The following is a 16,524-nucleotide window of genomic DNA, read 5'->3' on the forward strand; positions in this document are numbered from 1 at the left end:
GCCATTGCTGGCTGCCTCTGAATGTGGTCGCGAAAAGCAGCTCGCCAATGCCGGTAAGACGGCATGAGGTCAAGCCATGAGCGCAGCCTCGTCAGGCTAACTTGCTGATTTATCAGCCCCTGTTCCGAGTGCGATAGCAGGGGAGTGGACGTCTCTACCTTTTAAAAGGTTCCACACTTGGCTGCATTTAGCCACCCTCAATGGGCTGAACGGTGGTCCGGCTCCCTGGGTTTGCGCTATACTCGCCGCCCTTTTTTGACTCACCTGCCAGGCGATTTCCCATGACCCACCAGGCCGCCGAAGTCGCGAAACGCCGCACTTTCGCCATTATTTCCCACCCCGATGCCGGTAAAACCACCATCACCGAGAAGCTCCTGCTGATGGGCAAGGCAATCGCGGTGGCCGGCACGGTGAAATCCCGCAAATCCGACCGCCATGCCACCTCCGACTGGATGGAAATGGAAAAACAACGGGGTATTTCCATTACCACGTCGGTCATGCAGTTTCCGTATCGCGACCACATGGTCAACCTGCTCGACACCCCGGGCCACGAAGACTTCTCCGAAGACACCTACCGCACCCTGACTGCAGTGGACTCGGCCTTGATGGTCCTCGACGGCGGTAAGGGCGTTGAGCCACGTACCATCGCGCTGATGGACGTTTGCCGCCTGCGCGACACGCCCATCGTCAGCTTTATCAACAAACTCGACCGCGATATCCGCGACCCGATCGAGTTGCTCGATGAGATCGAAGCGGTCCTGAAGATCAAGGCCGCGCCGATCACTTGGCCGATTGGTTGCTACCGCGACTTCAAGGGTGTCTACCACCTGGCTGACGACTACATCATTGTCTACACCGCCGGCCACGGTCACGAGCGCACCGACGTCAAGATCATCGAGAAACTCGACTCCGACGAAGCCCGCGACCACCTGGGTGACGAGTACGACCGCTTCGTCGACCAGCTGGAACTGGTGCAGGGCGCCTGCCACGAGTTCAACCAGCAAGAGTTCCTCGACGGCCAACTGACGCCGGTGTTTTTCGGTACCGCACTGGGCAACTTCGGTGTCGACCACGTGCTGGATGCCGTCGTGAACTGGGCCCCCAAGCCTCTGGCCCGGGTTGCCAACGAGCGCACCGTGGAACCGGTCGAAGAGAAATTCACCGGCTTCGTGTTCAAGATCCAGGCGAACATGGACCCCAAGCACCGCGACCGTATCGCCTTCATGCGTATCTGCTCGGGCAAATACGAAAAAGGTATGAAGATGCGCCACGTGCGCACCGGCAAGGACGTGCGCATCGGCGACGCCCTGACGTTCTTCTCCTCCGAGCGCGAGCAACTGGAAGAGGCGTTTGCCGGCGACATCATCGGCTTGCACAACCACGGCACCATCCAGATCGGCGACACCTTCACCGAAGGCGAAGCGCTGGGCTTCACTGGTATCCCGCACTTCGCCCCGGAACTGTTCCGCCGCGTACGCCTGCGTGACCCGCTCAAATCCAAGCAACTGCGCCAAGGCTTGCAGCAGTTGGCGGAAGAGGGCGCCACCCAGGTGTTCTTCCCCGAGCGCAGCAACGACATCATCCTCGGCGCCGTCGGTGTGCTGCAGTTCGATGTGGTCGCCAGCCGTTTGAAAGAGGAATACAAGGTCGAATGCTCTTACGAGCCGATCACCGTGTACTCCGCGCGCTGGATCGATTGCAGTGATAAGAAGAAGTTGGAAGAGTTCTCCAACAAGGCTGTGGAAAACCTTGCGATCGACGGCGGTGGTCACCTGACCTACTTGGCGCCGACGCGGGTGAACCTGGCGTTGATGGAAGAGCGCTGGCCGGATGTGAAATTCCGCGCGACCCGCGAGCATCACTAAAAACCGATGCGGGCCATACGCTACGTATGGCCCGTCTTGGAGTGTTTCGTATCAGCGACAACTACGCAAACGACTCAGGCTGGCATTCAACTGACTATCGTTTAGTTGGAAAATAACTGTCGGTCTTTGCCTCATTGATAAAACGGTCGTATTCGGGGCGTGAGATAAAGCCGTATGCGCGACTAGGTTGATAAAGGGGCCTGAAACAGTTCACCCATCGACTGAAAAGGAGGCCGTCGTGCCGAGAATTCAACGTGCTACCCAACTGGTGCTGCTGGCAACCTTGGGCGTAGCCAACGCCTGGGCGCACACCCCAGTGCCGGTCTCCGGCCTGCTATTTGCGGATGCGGGAACGCCCCAGTGGAAAGACACGGGCCCAGTCACCAAGAAAAAGCAGAACGAGGTCAATTCCGGCAGTTGGCAACCACAAGCCCAACCTGCTCCCAAGGAGGACGCAGAAAACCCCTACAACGAAGGTGAAGACAGCGAAACCTACGATGACGGCGACACCTGAAGCCTGGCGCAAACCGGGCATTGGGACTAGCTTCTTACTGGGCGACGGTAAACAGCTGTCGTGCAGGATTCATCTACTGACTGGACGGAAATCGACCATGAGTATTTTTCAACGAGTTGTGCTGTTGCTAAAGGTGTTGGTGCTGTTGTCGTTGGGGATGTCGACGGCCTGGGCGCATAACCCGGCGCAGGGCAGCCAGGCGGGCTTTTCGGCGGTGCAGACGACGCAGGGGAAAGGGTTGCAGTTGGCCAAGTCTGAATCCGGGCTGGCTACTGTGAGAACTCACAGGTGATTAGATTGCTTTCGAATACTTAATGGGGTTTGTTAACAGAAAGCACTCGGTGATAAGCCGAAAAAAACCCCTCCCAACAGGCTGATGCGCAACCTGATGGGAAGGGCTTGTAGAACACACTTAATGCCCTGGGTTGACCCCCAAGGCATCTTTTATCGGTCAGGCCACAAACTGCTCCGCATAGTGGCAAGCCACCTGACGGTTATCCAAGGCACGCAACTGCGGCTCCTCGCTGCTGCACCGCGTGGTCGCATACGGGCAGCGCTTGTGGAACGCGCAGCCAGGTGGCGGGTTCAGCGGGTTGGGCAGTTCGCCGACGATTTTGATCTTCGGCTTGTTCGGGTCCGGGTGGATGGTCGGGGTGGCCGACAGCAGCGCCTGGGTGTACGGGTGCAGAGGGCGGGCGTAGATGTCGTCCTTGGGGCCGACTTCCACCGGGCGGCCGAGGTACATCACCATCACGTCGTCGGCGACGTGTTGCACCACCGCCAGGTTGTGGGAGATGAACACGTAGGCGGTGTTGAATTCCTGCTGCAGGTCCATGAACAGGTTGAGCACCTGGGCCTGGATCGACACGTCCAGCGCCGAGGTCGGTTCATCCGCCACCAGCACTTTGGGTTGCAGCATCATGGCGCGGGCCAATGCGATGCGCTGACGCTGGCCACCGGAGAACATGTGCGGGTAGCGCTGATAGTGCTCAGGGCGCAGGCCCACTTGCTTCATCATCGCCTGGACTTTCTCGCGGCGTTCAGCGGCGGACAGATTAGTGTTGATCAGCAGCGGCTCGCCGAGTTGATCACCGACTTTCTGGCGCGGGTTCAACGACGCGTACGGGCTCTGGAACACCATCTGCACGTCTTTGCGTAATTGCTTGCGCTGGGCCTTGTTGGCGCCGGCGACTTCCTGGCCGGCGATTTTCAGCGAGCCTGACGACGGTTCTTCAATCAGCGTCAGGGCGCGGGCCAGGGTGGATTTGCCGCAACCGGATTCGCCAACGACCGCCAGGGTCTTGCCGGCTTCCAGCTCAAACGACACACCATTAAGCGCGCGTACCAGCGCGTGGCCCTTGAACAGGCCACGGGACACTTCGTAGTGACGGGTCAGGTCGCGGGCGGTAAGAACGACGGCCATTACGCCACCTCCTGGTTCAAGGGGTAGAAGCAGCGCGCAAGGCTGTTGCTTTTCGGGTCAAGGCCAGGCCGCTGGGCACGGCAGGATTCCTGCACATACGGGCAGCGCGGCGACAACAGGCAACCCTGCGGCCGGTCATAACGACCGGGAACAATGCCCGGCAGCGTGGCCAGGCGCGTGGCGCCCAGGCTGTGCTCCGGGATTGCCTTGAGCAGCGCTTCGCTGTACGGGTGCGCCGGGATGTCGAACAACTGCGGCACCTGGCCGACTTCCACGGCTTGGCCGGCGTACATCACGCACACACGCTGGGCGGTTTCGGCCACCACGGCGAGGTCGTGGGTGATCAGCACCAGGCCCATGTTCTGCTCTTTCTGCAGGGCCAGCAGCAGCTCCATGATCTGCGCCTGGATGGTCACGTCCAAGGCCGTGGTCGGTTCGTCGGCGATCAGCAGTTTCGGCTCGCCGGCAATCGCCATGGCGATGGCCACACGCTGGCTCATACCGCCGGACAGTTGGTGCGGGTAGGCATCCATACGGCTGGCGGCGCCTGGGATTTCAACTTTTTCGAGCAGCTCGATAGCGCGTTTACGTGCTTGTCTGCCGGACATTTTCAGGTGCAGGCGCAGCACTTCTTCAATCTGGAAACCCACGGTGTAGCTGGGGTTCAGCGCGGTCATCGGGTCCTGGAACACCATCGCCAGGTCTTTGCCGACGATCTGGCGGCGCTGACGGTTACTCAGCTTGAGCATGTCCTTGCCGTCGAAGTTCAGCGCGTCGGCGGTGACGATCCCGGGGTGCTCGATCAGGCCCATCAGCGCCATCATGGTCACGGATTTACCCGAGCCCGACTCGCCAACGATCGCCAGTACTTCGCCTTTGTCGACGCAAATGTCGAGGCCATCGACCACCGGCACGGCGGTCTTGTCGCCGAAGCGCACATTGAGATTCTTGATTTCTAACAGTGACATGGGAATCTCCTCAGGCGGCGTTCTTGAGTTTCGGGTCCAGCGCATCGCGCAGGCCGTCACCCATCAAGTTGATTGCCAGCACGCTGAGCAAAATGGTCAGACCCGGCAGGCTCACGACCCACCAGGCGCGTTCGATGTAGTCACGGGCCGAAGCCAGCATGGTGCCCCACTCAGGGGTTGGCGGTTGTACGCCAAGGCCAAGGAAGCCCAGGGCCGCGGCATCGAGAATCGCCGAAGAGAAGCTCAAAGTGGCCTGTACGATCAGCGGCGCCATGCAGTTAGGCAGCACGGTGATGAACATCAGGCGTGGCAGGCCGGCGCCGGCGAGGCGGGCGGCCGTCACGTAGTCGCGGTTCAGTTCGCCCATCACTGCAGCACGGGTCAGACGCACATAGGATGGCAACGACACGATGGCGATAGCGATCACGGTGTTGATCAGGCCAGGGCCGAGGATCGCGACAATGGCGACAGCCAGCAGCAGCGACGGCAGGGCCAGCATGATGTCCATCAAGCGCATGATGGTTGGGCCAAGCAGGCGCGGGAAGAAGCCAGCGAACAGGCCTAGCAGGATGCCTGGAATCAGCGACATCACCACCGACGACAAGCCGATCAGCAAGGACAGGCGCGAACCCTGGATCAGGCGCGAAAGCAGGTCACGGCCCAGCTCGTCGGTACCGAGCAGGAACTGGATCTGCCCGCCTTCCAGCCACGACGGCGGGGTCAGCAGGAAATCGCGGTATTGCTCGCTGGGGTTATGCGGCGCAACCCACGGGGCGAAGATCGCGCAAAACACGATGAGGGTCATGAATAGCAGGCCGGCAACCGCACCTTTGTTCTTGGAGAAGGCTTGCCAGAATTCTTTGTAAGGGGACGGGTACAGCAGGCTTTGATCGACTGCTACCGCTTGTGTAGATGGGGTCATGGTCATGATCTCAGCGCTGGTGACGGATGCGTGGGTTAGCGAAGCCGTAGAGGATATCCACCACGAAGTTCACCAGGATCACCAGGCAGGCGATCAGCAGGATGCCGTTTTGCACCACCGGGTAGTCTCGCGCGCCAATGGCTTCGATCAGCCATTTGCCGATGCCGGGCCACGAGAAAATGGTTTCGGTCAGGACCGCACCGGCCAGCAGGGTGCCGACTTGCAGGCCGACCACGGTGAGTACTGGGATCAGCGCGTTACGCAGGCCGTGTACGAACACCACGCGCGCCGGCGACAGGCCTTTGGCCTTGGCAGTGCGGATGTAGTCTTCGCGCAGTACTTCGAGCATCGATGAACGGGTCATCCGGGCGATCACCGCCAGCGGGATGGTGCCGAGCACGATGGCCGGCAGGATCAGGTGGTGCAAGGCATCCCAGAAAGCGTCCGGCTCGTCAGCCAGCAAGGTGTCGATCAGCATAAAGCCGGTGCGTGGCTCGATGTCATAGAGCAGGTCGATACGCCCGGAAACCGGGGTCCAGCCCAGGCTTACCGAGAAGAACATGATCAGGATCAGGCCCCACCAGAAAATCGGCATCGAATATCCCGCGAGGGAGATGCCCATCACCCCATGGTCGAACAGGGATCCTCGTTTCAAGGCCGCGATCACCCCGGCCAACAGGCCCAGGATACCGGCGAACAACAGGGCGGCCATGGACAGTTCCAGGGTCGCGGGGAAGAGGGCGGTGAATTCGGTCCACACGCTGGTGCGGGTGCGAAGGGATTCACCGAGGTCGCCCTGGGCGAGCTTGCCTACGTAGTCAAAATATTGCGCGTACAGCGGCTTGTTAAGGCCGAGGCGTTCCATTGCCTGTGCGTGCATCTCTGGGTCGACTCGTCGTTCGCCCATCATGACTTCGACAGGGTCGCCGGGGATCATGCGAATCAACGCAAACGTCAGCAACGTGATGCCGAAAAACGTGGGGATCAATAACCCCAATCGGCGGGCAATAAAGCTAAACATCTTGTTGTGTACCTCAATCAGCCGGTTAGGCAGGTTCGGCACCGTCAATGTCGACGGTGCCGAGCGTCTCTTATTACTTCACCTGGGTGGTGGCGAAGTTATTTGTAGTCAGAGGGCTTTGGGTAAAGCCTTCGACGTTTTTGCGCATGGCGGTGAACATTTTCGGGTAAGCCATGGGAATCCAGGGTTGATCCTTCTCGAAAACGTCCATGGCTTGTTCGTAGAGTGCAGCCCGTTTCGAGGGTTCCTCGATGGCGCGTGCCTTATCGATCAAGTCTTGAAACTCTTTGTTACACCAGCGGGCGTAGTTTTCGCCGTTTTTGGCTGCATCGCAACTCAGGTTTGGCGTGAGGAAGTTATCCGGGTCACCGTTATCGCCTGCCCAGCCAGCCGACACCATGTCGTGCTCGCCGTTTTTTGCGCGCTTGAGCATTTCGCCCCATTCCATGACTCTGATGTTGACCTTCAGGCCAATCTGCGCCAGATCCGCCTGCATGCGCTGGGCGCCGAGCATTGGGTTAGGGTTGGTCGGGCCACCGCCATTACGGGTGAACAAGGTGAACTCGGTGCCTTCCGGTACGCCGGCTTCCTTGAGCAGGGCGCGGGCCTTGTCCAGGTCGCGCGGTGGGTTCTTCAGCTTGTCGCTGAAACCCAGCAGCGTCTGTGGATACGGGCCAGTGGCGTCGATGGCGTTGCCTTTGCCATACAGGGATTCGTTGTAGCCTTTCTTGTCGAACGCGATGTTGATCGCGTGACGCACCCGCGCGTCGCTCATGTACTTGTGGGTGGTGTTCATGGCGGTGTAGCTGGTGGTCATGGCCGCCAGTTCCGCGACTTTCAGGTTTGGATCAGCCTTGGCGCTCGGCACGTCATCGGGCTTGGGATACAGCGCGATCTGGCATTCGTTGGCCTTGAGCTTTTGCAGGCGCACGTTGCTGTCGGTAGTGATGGCCAGGATCAACGGGTCAGCTGGCGGCTTGCCACGGAAGTAATCCGGGTTGGCCTTGAAGCGCACTTGGGCGTCCTTGGCGTAGCGGGTGAAGATGAACGGGCCGGTGCCGATCGGCTTGGCGTTCAGGTCATCGGTCTTGCCGGACTTGAGCAACTGGTCGGCGTATTCGGCGGAGTGGATCGAGGAAAACGCCATGGCCAGGTCGGCCAGGAACGGTGCTTCAGGACGGGTCAGGGTGAAGACAACGGTGTGGTCGTCGGTCTTCGTTACGCTCTTGAGCAGTTCCTTGAAACCCATGCTTTCAAAGTACGGGTAGCCCACAGCGGACTTGTTATGCCAAGGGTGGTTCGGGTCCAGCTGGCGCTGGAAGCTCCAAAGCACGTCGTCGGCATTCATGTTGCGCGTGGGTTTGAAGTAGTCGGTGGTGTGGAACTTGATGTCGTCACGCAGGTGAAAGGTGTAGGTCAGGCCATCGGCGCTGATTTCCGGCAGGGCCTTGGCCAGTGCAGGAATCACTTCGGTGGTGCCGGGCTTGAAGTCCACCAGGCGGTTGAACATGGTTTCGGCAGCGGCGTCAGCGGTGACGGCCGTGGTGTACAGGACCGGGTCGAAACCCTCCGGGCTGGCTTCGGTGCAGACCACCAGCGGTTTGGCCGAAACGCCGATCGCGACGCTCAACAGCGCAGCGGCAATGGCAGCTTGTAGCGGGAGCATTTTCATTCAGAGCCCTCTGCAATCGATTGAACCAGACAAGCGTAGACGGCGGGTTCGTCATGAACCCGCCGTCTACCTGGCGCTAATTAAAGGATGTTGAACGGGATGGTAGTGACCAGGCGGAACTCACGGATGTTGCCGTCAGCCTGTTGGGCGCTGGCACGGTGAGTGACGTAGGTGCCACGGATGGTGGTGGCTTTCAGAGGGCCGCTCTGGATAGCGTAGGAAGTACCTACGCCGTATTCCTGGTGCTTCTCGCCGTCTTGGGACTGAATACCGTTGTAAGCGAAGCCTTTCACGCCGCCGTCGCCGGTGTAGTGAGTACCATCAATGCCCCAGCCGCGAGCCGAGTAGATGTTGAACTTCAGGCCTGGCACGCCGTATTCAGCCATGTTGAGGCCGTAGGCAACCTGGAAGGACTTCTCGTTCGGACCGTTAAAGTCAGAGGTCAGGGAGTTGGCCAGGTAGATGCCGTTGGTTTCGTGCAGGTAGTCGAAGTACTCGTTACCGTTAACGGCCTGGTAGGAGAAGGTCAGGCTGTGGGCTTGGTGAGTCAGGCCCAGAGACAACGAGTAAGTGTCGTTGTCGATTTTGCCCATCTTCTTGCTGCCGGTGTCGGTGGTTTTGTAGTAGTTCAAGCCGGTGGTCAGTGCCAGAGTCTGGGCATCACCCAGTTCGTGGGTAGCGCCGAAGTAGTACTGGTTCCAGAAGTCTTCGACGTTAGCGGCAAAAACGCTGGTTTTCAGGCTTTTGAACGGCTGGTAGTTGAAGCCCAGGGTTTTGACCTTGTCGGTTTCCTGGCCATTGCCGTACTCGGAGCGGAATTTCGACAGGCTCTGTTCGGTACGTGGCGAAACGCGGTCAAAGATACCGCCCTGGAATGACAGGTTGCTGAGTTCCTGGCTGTCGAACGACACACCTTCAAAGCTTGAAGGCAGTGCACGGTTACCGATGGTGTCGACAATGCCGCTGCTGAAGTTCTGGCGACCGGCGGTCAAGGTGGTGTTCGAGACACGGAACTTCACGTTGGCCAGGCCCAGTTTGCTCCACTGGCCTACGGCATCGCCGTCGGAGTCAGCCAGCGTACGGTTGGAACCGCCCTTGATGTCACGCTTGCTGCGGTCCAGGGCCACAACGTTGTAAGCCGCCACTTCGGTCGCCACGCCCACGGTGCCTTGGGTGAAGCCCGAGGAGTAGTTAAGGATGGTGCCTTGCAGCCAGTTCGTACGGTTCGCGTCGGTTTCTGTCACGCCGTGCTTCTTGTAAGAGAAGCGCTGGCCACGGAATTTACGCTCGCTGGAGAACCAGTTACGGGTAGTACCGCCCAGGCTTTGACCGTCGACAAAGCCTTTGGCCTCGCTTTGGGCGCTGGTGCCGGCCAATGTGGTAGGAACGAAGTCCTGGCTTTGAGGTTCAGCGAAGGCGGTTGCCGTGATGCTGCTGATGGCCAAGGCCAGAAGCGCTTTGCTGCTCAGTTTCATGGGTGAAGCTCCTTTGGTTCTCTTTTTAATGCCGGTCTTTTTAGGTGAACCGGCTATTGGGTGTGTAACTCGTTCAAGCCTTGCAAACGTTTGCCGTAGGAAATTTCCCAACAAAAGGCTGCACGTTTGCCAGGGAGCTAACTTCGCTCCCTGCAAATCCGGTTATTTTCTTATGGGGTGATACTGACGCCCGAGAACACGTTGCGGCCGAAGGGGCTGACTTTGAACCCTTCAACTTTGGCGCTTAACGGCTGGTTGACCGTCGAGTGGGCGACTGGCGTGATCGGCACCTGTGTTTTAAGCAGTTGCTGCGCCTGTTTGTACAGAACAGTCCTTTGTTCGCGGTCGGTGACGACCTTGGCTTGCTTGATCAGCTTGTCGTACGCCGGGTCACACCACATGGAGTAGTTGTTCCCGCCGATGGCGTCGCAGCTATACAGGGTGCCCAACCAGTTGTCCGGGTCACCGTTGTCGCCGGTCCAGCCGATCAGGCTGATATCGTGCTCACCGTTCTTGGTGCGCTTGATGTATTCGCCCCACTCGTAGCTGACGATCTTGACCTTGAGGCCGATCTTGGCCCAGTCGCTTTGCAGCATCTCGGCCATCAGTTTGGCGTTGGGGTTGTACGGCCGTTGCACCGGCATCGCCCACAGGGTGATCTCGGTGCCTTCCTTCACGCCGGCAGCCTTGAGCAGTGCCTTGGCTTTTTCCGGGTCGTAGGCGGCGTCCTTGATGGTATCGTCGTAGGACCACTGGGTCGGCGGCATGGCGTTGACCGCCAGCTGACCGGCGCCCTGGTACACGGCGTTGAGGATGCTCTGCTTGTTCACCGCCATGTCCAGCGCCTGGCGCACTTCGAGCTGGTCGAAGGGTTTGTGGCGCACGTTGTAGGCGATGTAGCCGAGGTTGAAGCCCGGCTTGGTCAGCAATTGCAGATTCGGGTCGGCCTTGAGAGCGTCGACGTCGGCCGGGCGCGGATGCAGGGTGATCTGGCATTCGCCGGCCTTGAGCTTCTGTACCCGCACCGATGCGTCGGTGTTGATCGCAAAAATCAGCTGGTCGAGCTTCACGCGGCTCGGGTCCCAGTACTGTTTGTTGCCCACATAACGAATCTGCGAGTCTTTCTGGTAGCGCTGGAACACAAACGGGCCAGTGCCGATCGGCTTCTGGTTGATGTCGCTCGGTTTGCCTTCTTTAAGCAGCTGCTCGGCGTACTCGGCCGACAGAATCGAGGCAAAGCTCATGGCGATGTTTTGTACGAACGCGGCGTCGACCGTGTTCAGGGTCATCACCACGGTGTAAGGGTCGGTTTTCTCGACCTTGGCAATGTTCTTGTTCAGGCTCATCCCGGTGAAGTACGGAAACTCGGTGGGGTAGGCCTTGCGAAACGGGTATTCAGGGTCAAGCATACGGTTGAAGGTGAACAGCACGTCGTCGGCGTTGAAGTCGCGCGTCGGCTTGAACTCCTTGTTGCTGTGGAACTTCACCCCTTCACGCAGGTGGAAGGTGTAAGTCAGGCCGTCTTCGGAAATATCCCACTTGGTTGCCAGCCCAGGTACCACATTGGTTGAGCCCTTTTCGAATTCAACCAAGCGGTTGTACAGCGGCTCGGCGGCATCGTTGTCGGTGGCGGTGGTGTATTGCGCGGTGTCAAACCCTGCCGGACTGCCTTCAGAGCAGAACACCAGGCTCTTCTTGTCGGCGGCTTGGCCCATCGTAGCCACAGCCAGCAGGCTGGTGCCAAAAATTGCGGATAGAACGGTGGTATGGCGCATGACGATCCCAATCCTTGTTTGTTGTTGTCATCAGCGAGCAATCACCCAGGCTTTTGCCTGGGAGACATCACTGATCCCACACACAGCAAGTGCCTTTCCGTGCTTGGTGCTTCTGCTGTCCTACGACGTTATGGGTCTCGGACTTCGCAGTAAATACGCCAAAACGGATTGACCTTGTAGGTAACGGATGCACAGGTCGCGGCTCATTGCTGTAGGACGGCAACGTTTCGGATGTGGTCTGTTTCCTATGGTCCAGGCGGATGCAATAACGGCGACGTTATGACGCGTCGCCGTTACTAATCCTTACTTGCCGCTTACGCTCACGCCGTAGAAGGAGTTCAAGCCAAACGGGCTGATCTTGAAGTCCTGCACGGTGTTGCGCATGGGTTGATACACCGTCGAGTGCGCGATAGGTGTCAACGGGACTGCATCTTTGAGGATATGTTGCGCCTGCTTGTACAGCTCGGTGCGTTTGGCGACATCCGATGTGGCCTTGGCATCTTTCACGAGGCCATCGAATTTTTTGTCACACCATTTGGAGAAGTTGTTACCGGCCAGCGAGTCGCAACCGAACATTACGTTCAGCCAGTTGTCCGGGTCACCATTGTCGCCGCTCCAGCCAATGAGCATGGCCTGGTTCTCGCCGCCTTTGGCGCGCTTGACGTACTCGCCCCACTCGTAGCTGACGATGTTGACCTTCAGGCCGATCTGTTTCCAGTCGTTCTGCAGCATCTCAGCCATCAGCTTGGCGTTCGGGTTGTACGGACGCTGAACCGGCATCGCCCACAGGGTGATTTCGGTGCCTTCCTTGATACCGGCTTCCTTGAGCAAAGCCTTGGCTTTGGTCACGTCAAACGGAACATCTTTGATGGTGGTGTCGTAGGACCATTGGGTTGGTGGCATGGCGTTGACGGCCAGTTGGCCAGCGCCCTGGTAAACCGAATCGATGATCTGCTGCTTGTTTACCGACATGTCCAGGGCTTGACGCACGCGCAGGTCCGACAGCGGGTTAGGCGCAGTCTGGCCTTTGAGCACCGGCATTACGTTGTAGGCGATGTAACCCAGGTTGAAACCGGCCTGGTTCGGCATTTTCAGGTCTTTGTCTTCGCTCAGCGTCTTCAGGTCGGCTGGACGTGGGAACAGAGTGATCTGGCATTCGTTTTTCTTGAGCTTCTGGATACGCACCGACGGGTCAGTGGTGATGGCGAAGATCAGGTTGTCGATCTTCACATCTTCAGGTTTCCAGTAATCCTTGTTGCCGGTGAAACGGATGTTGGAGTCTTTCTGGTAGCTCTTGAACACGAACGGACCAGTGCCGACCGGCTTCTGGTTAATGTCCTGGGCTCTGCCTTCCTTCAACAGTTGGGCGGCATATTCAGCCGACTGGATCGAAGCGAAGCTCATTGCCATGTTCTGGATGAAAGCAGCGTCCACGGTGCCAAGGATGAACTTGACGGTGTGGTCATCGACTTTCTCGATGTTCTTGATGTTGGTGTCCATCCCCATGTCCGTGAAGTACGGGAACTCGGTGGGGGAGGCTTTGCGGAACGGGTCGTCCTTGTTGATCATGCGGTTGAACGTGAACTGCACGTCATCGGCATTGAAGGTACGGGTCGGCTTGAAGTACGCAGTGGTGTGGAACTTGACGCCTTCGCGCAGGTGGAAGGTGTACGTCAGGCCATCCGGGGACACGTCCCAGCTGGTGGCCAGCCCAGGAACAACAGCGGTGCCGCCGCGTTCGAACTGGGTCAGACGGTTGAACATGGTTTCGGCCGAAGCATCGAAGTCTGTTCCGGTGGTGTACTGGGCGGCGTCGAAACCGGCCGGGCTCCCTTCGGAGCAGAACACCAGGTTAGTCGCCGCTTGGGCGAATGGGGCTGCGGCCATAAGGCCAGCGCTCACTAAAAGCGGAATGACTGCGTGTTTAAGCATGTTGGCCTCATGATTTGTTGTCATTTTTGGTGGTGAGGGCGACCTCGTGAGTCGGCCTGCGGATACTTATGCAGGCGCCATACCCATTGCAAGATGCTGAACCGTCGCGAGAGCCAAACTGTGGTACGAACGTACAGGAATGTCGCATTTATGAAAGTTTGTACATAAATGCATATATATAGAGGGTTTTTTCAGTGCATTTGACGCACCAAAAAAGCCCGACCGAGGCGTCTGGCGCACTCGGTTGGGGCGTCGCTGTTACTTATCTAGACTGACACCATAAAACGGTGTCAGGCCAAACGGGCTGATCTTGAAGTTCTGCACTTCTTTGCGAATAGGCTGGAAAACCGTCGAGTTTGCGATAGGCGTTATAGGTACTTGTTCCTTAAGGATTTTCTGTGCCTGTTGATACCACTTGATGCGCTGCTCACGGTCACTGCTGACCTTGGCCTGTTGCACCAGTTTGTCGTAGGCCGGGTTACACCATTTAGCGTAGTTGCTGCCCTTGACCGCGGCACAACTGTAGAGCACGCCAAGCCAGTTATCCGGGTCGCCGTTGTCGCCGGTCCAACCGTAAATCATCGCGTCGTGCTCGCCATTTTTGGCGCGCTTGATGTATTCGCCCCACTCGTAGCTAACGATATTGGCTTTGATACCGACTTTTTCCCAATCCTGTTGGATCATTTGTGCCGACATTCGCGCGTTGGGGTTCGAGGCGCGCTGCACAGTCATCGCCCACAGATTGATGGTGGTACCTGGTGCAACCCCTGCTTCTTTTAGTAGCGCCCGCGCTTTGGTCGGGTCGTACGGCGCGTCCTTGATGTTGGGGTCATAAGACCACTGCGCCGGTGGCAGTGCGTTCTGCGCCAATTGCCCGGCGCTTTGGTAAACGGCCTTGATAATCGCCGGTTTGTCGATGGCCATGTCCAGGGCCTGGCGCACTTTGAGCTGGTCCAGCGGCGGGTGAGTGACGTTGTACGCCAGAAAGCCCAAGTTGAAACCGGCTTGCTGCAGCACGCGAAGGTTAGGGTCCTGCTTCATCACTTCAATGTCGGCGGGGCGTGGGTAGCCGCTGACCTGGCATTCGCCGGCCTTGAGTTTCTGCAAGCGCGAGGCCGCGTCCGGGGTGATGGCGAACACCAGGTTGTCGAGCTTCACATCCTCGGGCTTCCAATACTGTTTATTGGCCGCGTAGCGAATCTGCGAGTCTTTCTGGTAGCGCTTGAACACAAACGGCCCGGTTCCTACGGGCTTTTGATTGATATCCGAAGCCTTGCCTTCTTTTAATAGCTGGGCGGCGTATTCGGCCGATTGCACCGAAGCAAAGCTCATCGCCAGGTTCTGCACGAACGAGGCATCGACGTTGTTCAGGTTGAAACGCACGGTGTGATCGTCGAGTTTTTCGAGGTTTTTGATCGTGGTGTTCAAGCCCATGTCGGTGAAGTACGGCGACTCGGACGGGTAGGCCTTGCGAAAGGGGCTGTCGGCATCCAGCAGGCGGTTGAAGGTAAACAGCACGTCATCCGCGTTGAAGTCGCGGGTAGGGGTGAAGTAGTCGGTGGTGTGGAACTTGACGCCATCGCGCAGATGAAAGGTGTAGGTCAGGCCGTCTTTGGATACCTCCCAGCTCGTGGCCAGGCCGGGTTCGACTTCGGTGCCGCCGCGCTTGAACTGGGTCAGGCGGTTGAACACGGTTTCGGCGGAAGCATCGAAGTCGGTGCCGCTGGTGTACTGGCTGGGGTCGAAGCCGGCGGGGCTGGCTTCGGAGCAGTAGACCAGGGTGTTGGCCGCTTGGGCCATCGGCATAAAAGCCAGCAGGCTTGCAGCCAGGAGTAGCGGTTTGAACGCAGAACTTTGCATGGAAACTCCTGAAGTAGCAGGCCTATAAAGCCGCCCAAACAAAAACGGCGGTCACCGAGGTTACCGCCGTTCAGGTTTGTCAGGTAGAGGTCACTGCATCTGTACTTCGATCACGCCATCAGCGCTCATGTTGACCTGGCTGGTGCCGGCTTCGACTTCCGGCGACTTTGCATGGAAACTCCTGAAGTAGCAGGCCTATAAAGCCGCCCAAACAAAAACGGCGGTCACCGAGGTTACCGCCGTTCAGGTTTGTCAGGTAGAGGTCACTGCATCTGTACTTCGATCACGCCATCAGCGCTCATGTTGACCTGGCTGGTGCCGGCTTCGACTTCCGGCGTCGGCGCCGAATCCGCCATGGCTGCTTTCATCATCATCCCGCCACTGCGGGCGTAAGGCATCGGATAGCCATTGGTGTTGAAGTTCAGGTTAACGATCTTGTAGCCCTTGCCGCCCAGCGCATCGGTGGCCAGTTGGGCGCGCGCTTTGAAGGCGGCAACCGCGTCTTTGAGCAATGCATCTTCGCTGGCCTTGCGCGTGTTGTCGGCGATGGCGAAGTCCATGTTTTCCATTTTCAGGGTATTGAGCAGCTCGCCGGTAAGCTTGGACAGCGCCGGGAAGTCCGCACTCTCCAGGCGCAGCTCGGCGCGCTCACGCCAGCCGGTGATCTTCTGGTTCTTGTTGTCGTAGATCGGGTAGCTGCTACGGCTGCCCTGGCGCAGGGTCACGCCTTTGACTTCGCGTGCTTCGCCAAGGGCCTTGTTCAGGGTGGTGGTGATTTCGGCGGCGAGCTTGGCCGGGTCGGTATTTTGCGACTCGGTATAAAGCGTGACGATCATCTTGTCGCGGGCCACTTCCTGGCTGACCTCAGCGCGCAGGGAAATCTGGTTGTAATGCAGCTCATCGGCGGCCATCGCCGGGAGGGTGGCCAGGGCGCTGGCGCTCAGGGTCAGAACGGCTGCACTGCGAGTGAAACGAGACATGGAAGCTCCTTGGGATAGTCGTGTTCGGTATGACTGTAGACGGTGCTGTCGGGTTCTTCGGGTTTACACATTCGCTACAAGTTGTGGGGGTGCCGACGAACGGTCATTCGCTCGGCC

At 58.6% G+C, this 16,524-nt stretch carries 13 protein-coding genes; 3 read left to right on the top strand and 10 right to left on the bottom strand.

Annotated features, from left to right (window positions below; all coding sequences use genetic code 11):
• Positions 1-281: 281 nt before the first annotated feature.
• The 3 genes from GJU48_RS03920 (at position 282) to GJU48_RS03930 (ending at position 2,671) form a co-directional block, all read left to right on the top strand.
• On the top strand, positions 282-1,865 hold the full coding sequence (locus tag GJU48_RS03920) for a peptide chain release factor 3 (protein WP_094948977.1): 1,584 nt from the start codon (positions 282-284) through the stop codon (positions 1,863-1,865).
• A gap of 238 nt (positions 1,866-2,103) precedes the next feature.
• Positions 2,104-2,379 carry a hypothetical protein gene (locus GJU48_RS03925; RefSeq protein WP_094953911.1) on the top strand — a complete coding sequence of 92 codons (276 nt, stop codon included), beginning with the start codon at positions 2,104-2,106 and terminating at the stop codon, positions 2,377-2,379.
• A 97-nt stretch (positions 2,380-2,476) separates the two neighbouring features.
• The gene (locus GJU48_RS03930; protein WP_155295926.1) at positions 2,477-2,671 is read left to right on the top strand and encodes a hypothetical protein; all 195 of its coding nucleotides are present in this window, start codon (positions 2,477-2,479) and stop codon (positions 2,669-2,671) included.
• Positions 2,672-2,830: 159 nt separating this feature from the next.
• On the opposite strand, the gene GJU48_RS03935 is transcribed toward GJU48_RS03930, so the two are convergent.
• The 10 genes from GJU48_RS03935 to GJU48_RS03980 form a co-directional block, all read right to left on the bottom strand.
• On the bottom strand, positions 2,831-3,802 hold the full coding sequence (locus GJU48_RS03935) for a peptide ABC transporter ATP-binding protein (RefSeq protein ID WP_094950385.1): 972 nt from the start codon (positions 3,800-3,802) through the stop codon (positions 2,831-2,833).
• Positions 3,802-4,770, bottom strand: a complete 969-nt coding sequence (locus GJU48_RS03940) for an ABC transporter ATP-binding protein (RefSeq protein WP_094950386.1) — start codon at positions 4,768-4,770, stop codon at positions 3,802-3,804. Before GJU48_RS03940 ends, GJU48_RS03935 begins: the two co-directional genes overlap by 1 nt.
• A gap of 10 nt (positions 4,771-4,780) precedes the next feature.
• On the bottom strand, positions 4,781-5,692 hold the full coding sequence (locus tag GJU48_RS03945) for an ABC transporter permease subunit (protein ID WP_094950444.1): 912 nt from the start codon (positions 5,690-5,692) through the stop codon (positions 4,781-4,783).
• A 10-nt stretch (positions 5,693-5,702) separates the two neighbouring features.
• Entirely contained in the window at positions 5,703-6,713 is a 1,011-nt protein-coding gene (locus GJU48_RS03950; RefSeq protein ID WP_094950443.1) for an ABC transporter permease subunit, read from the bottom strand.
• A 73-nt stretch (positions 6,714-6,786) separates the two neighbouring features.
• Complete coding sequence (locus tag GJU48_RS03955; protein WP_094950387.1) at positions 6,787-8,385, bottom strand: ABC transporter substrate-binding protein; 1,599 nt, start codon at positions 8,383-8,385, stop codon at positions 6,787-6,789.
• 80 nt (positions 8,386-8,465) lie between these two features.
• Positions 8,466-9,860: an OprD family outer membrane porin gene (locus tag GJU48_RS03960; RefSeq protein WP_094950388.1), complete on the bottom strand. Its 1,395-nt coding sequence runs from the start codon at positions 9,858-9,860 to the stop codon at positions 8,466-8,468.
• A gap of 170 nt (positions 9,861-10,030) precedes the next feature.
• Positions 10,031-11,575 (bottom strand): ABC transporter substrate-binding protein, encoded by a 1,545-nt coding sequence (locus GJU48_RS03965; protein WP_371917669.1) that lies wholly within the window; start codon positions 11,573-11,575, stop codon positions 10,031-10,033.
• Positions 11,576-11,938: 363 nt separating this feature from the next.
• Positions 11,939-13,567, bottom strand: coding sequence for an ABC transporter substrate-binding protein (locus GJU48_RS03970; RefSeq protein WP_094950390.1), 1,629 nt, complete (start codon positions 13,565-13,567; stop codon positions 11,939-11,941).
• Between the two features lie 258 nt (positions 13,568-13,825).
• Positions 13,826-15,427, bottom strand: a complete 1,602-nt coding sequence (locus GJU48_RS03975) for an ABC transporter substrate-binding protein (protein ID WP_094950391.1) — start codon at positions 15,425-15,427, stop codon at positions 13,826-13,828.
• Positions 15,428-15,690: 263 nt separating this feature from the next.
• Positions 15,691-16,407: an SIMPL domain-containing protein gene (locus GJU48_RS03980; RefSeq protein ID WP_094950392.1), complete on the bottom strand. Its 717-nt coding sequence runs from the start codon at positions 16,405-16,407 to the stop codon at positions 15,691-15,693.
• Between the last annotated feature and the right edge of the window lie 117 nt (positions 16,408-16,524).

This window comes from Pseudomonas sp. IB20 (genome assembly GCF_009707325.1).
Classification (GTDB): domain Bacteria; phylum Pseudomonadota; class Gammaproteobacteria; order Pseudomonadales; family Pseudomonadaceae; genus Aquipseudomonas.

Coding starts and splice junctions, on each gene's coding strand:
- GJU48_RS03965 (WP_371917669.1), bottom strand. CDS start 11,575: ATGGGCCAAGCCGCCGACAAGAAGAGCCTGGTGTTCTGCTCTGAAGGC.
- GJU48_RS03940 (WP_094950386.1), bottom strand. CDS start 4,770: ATGTCACTGTTAGAAATCAAGAATCTCAATGTGCGCTTCGGCGACAAG.
- GJU48_RS03930 (WP_155295926.1), top strand. CDS start 2,477: ATGAGTATTTTTCAACGAGTTGTGCTGTTGCTAAAGGTGTTGGTGCTG.
- GJU48_RS03945 (WP_094950444.1), bottom strand. CDS start 5,692: ATGACCCCATCTACACAAGCGGTAGCAGTCGATCAAAGCCTGCTGTAC.
- GJU48_RS03935 (WP_094950385.1), bottom strand. CDS start 3,802: ATGGCCGTCGTTCTTACCGCCCGCGACCTGACCCGTCACTACGAAGTG.
- GJU48_RS03980 (WP_094950392.1), bottom strand. CDS start 16,407: ATGTCTCGTTTCACTCGCAGTGCAGCCGTTCTGACCCTGAGCGCCAGC.
- GJU48_RS03970 (WP_094950390.1), bottom strand. CDS start 13,567: ATGCTTAAACACGCAGTCATTCCGCTTTTAGTGAGCGCTGGCCTTATG.
- GJU48_RS03920 (WP_094948977.1), top strand. CDS start 282: ATGACCCACCAGGCCGCCGAAGTCGCGAAACGCCGCACTTTCGCCATT.
- GJU48_RS03960 (WP_094950388.1), bottom strand. CDS start 9,860: ATGAAACTGAGCAGCAAAGCGCTTCTGGCCTTGGCCATCAGCAGCATC.
- GJU48_RS03975 (WP_094950391.1), bottom strand. CDS start 15,427: ATGCAAAGTTCTGCGTTCAAACCGCTACTCCTGGCTGCAAGCCTGCTG.
- GJU48_RS03950 (WP_094950443.1), bottom strand. CDS start 6,713: ATGTTTAGCTTTATTGCCCGCCGATTGGGGTTATTGATCCCCACGTTT.
- GJU48_RS03955 (WP_094950387.1), bottom strand. CDS start 8,385: ATGAAAATGCTCCCGCTACAAGCTGCCATTGCCGCTGCGCTGTTGAGC.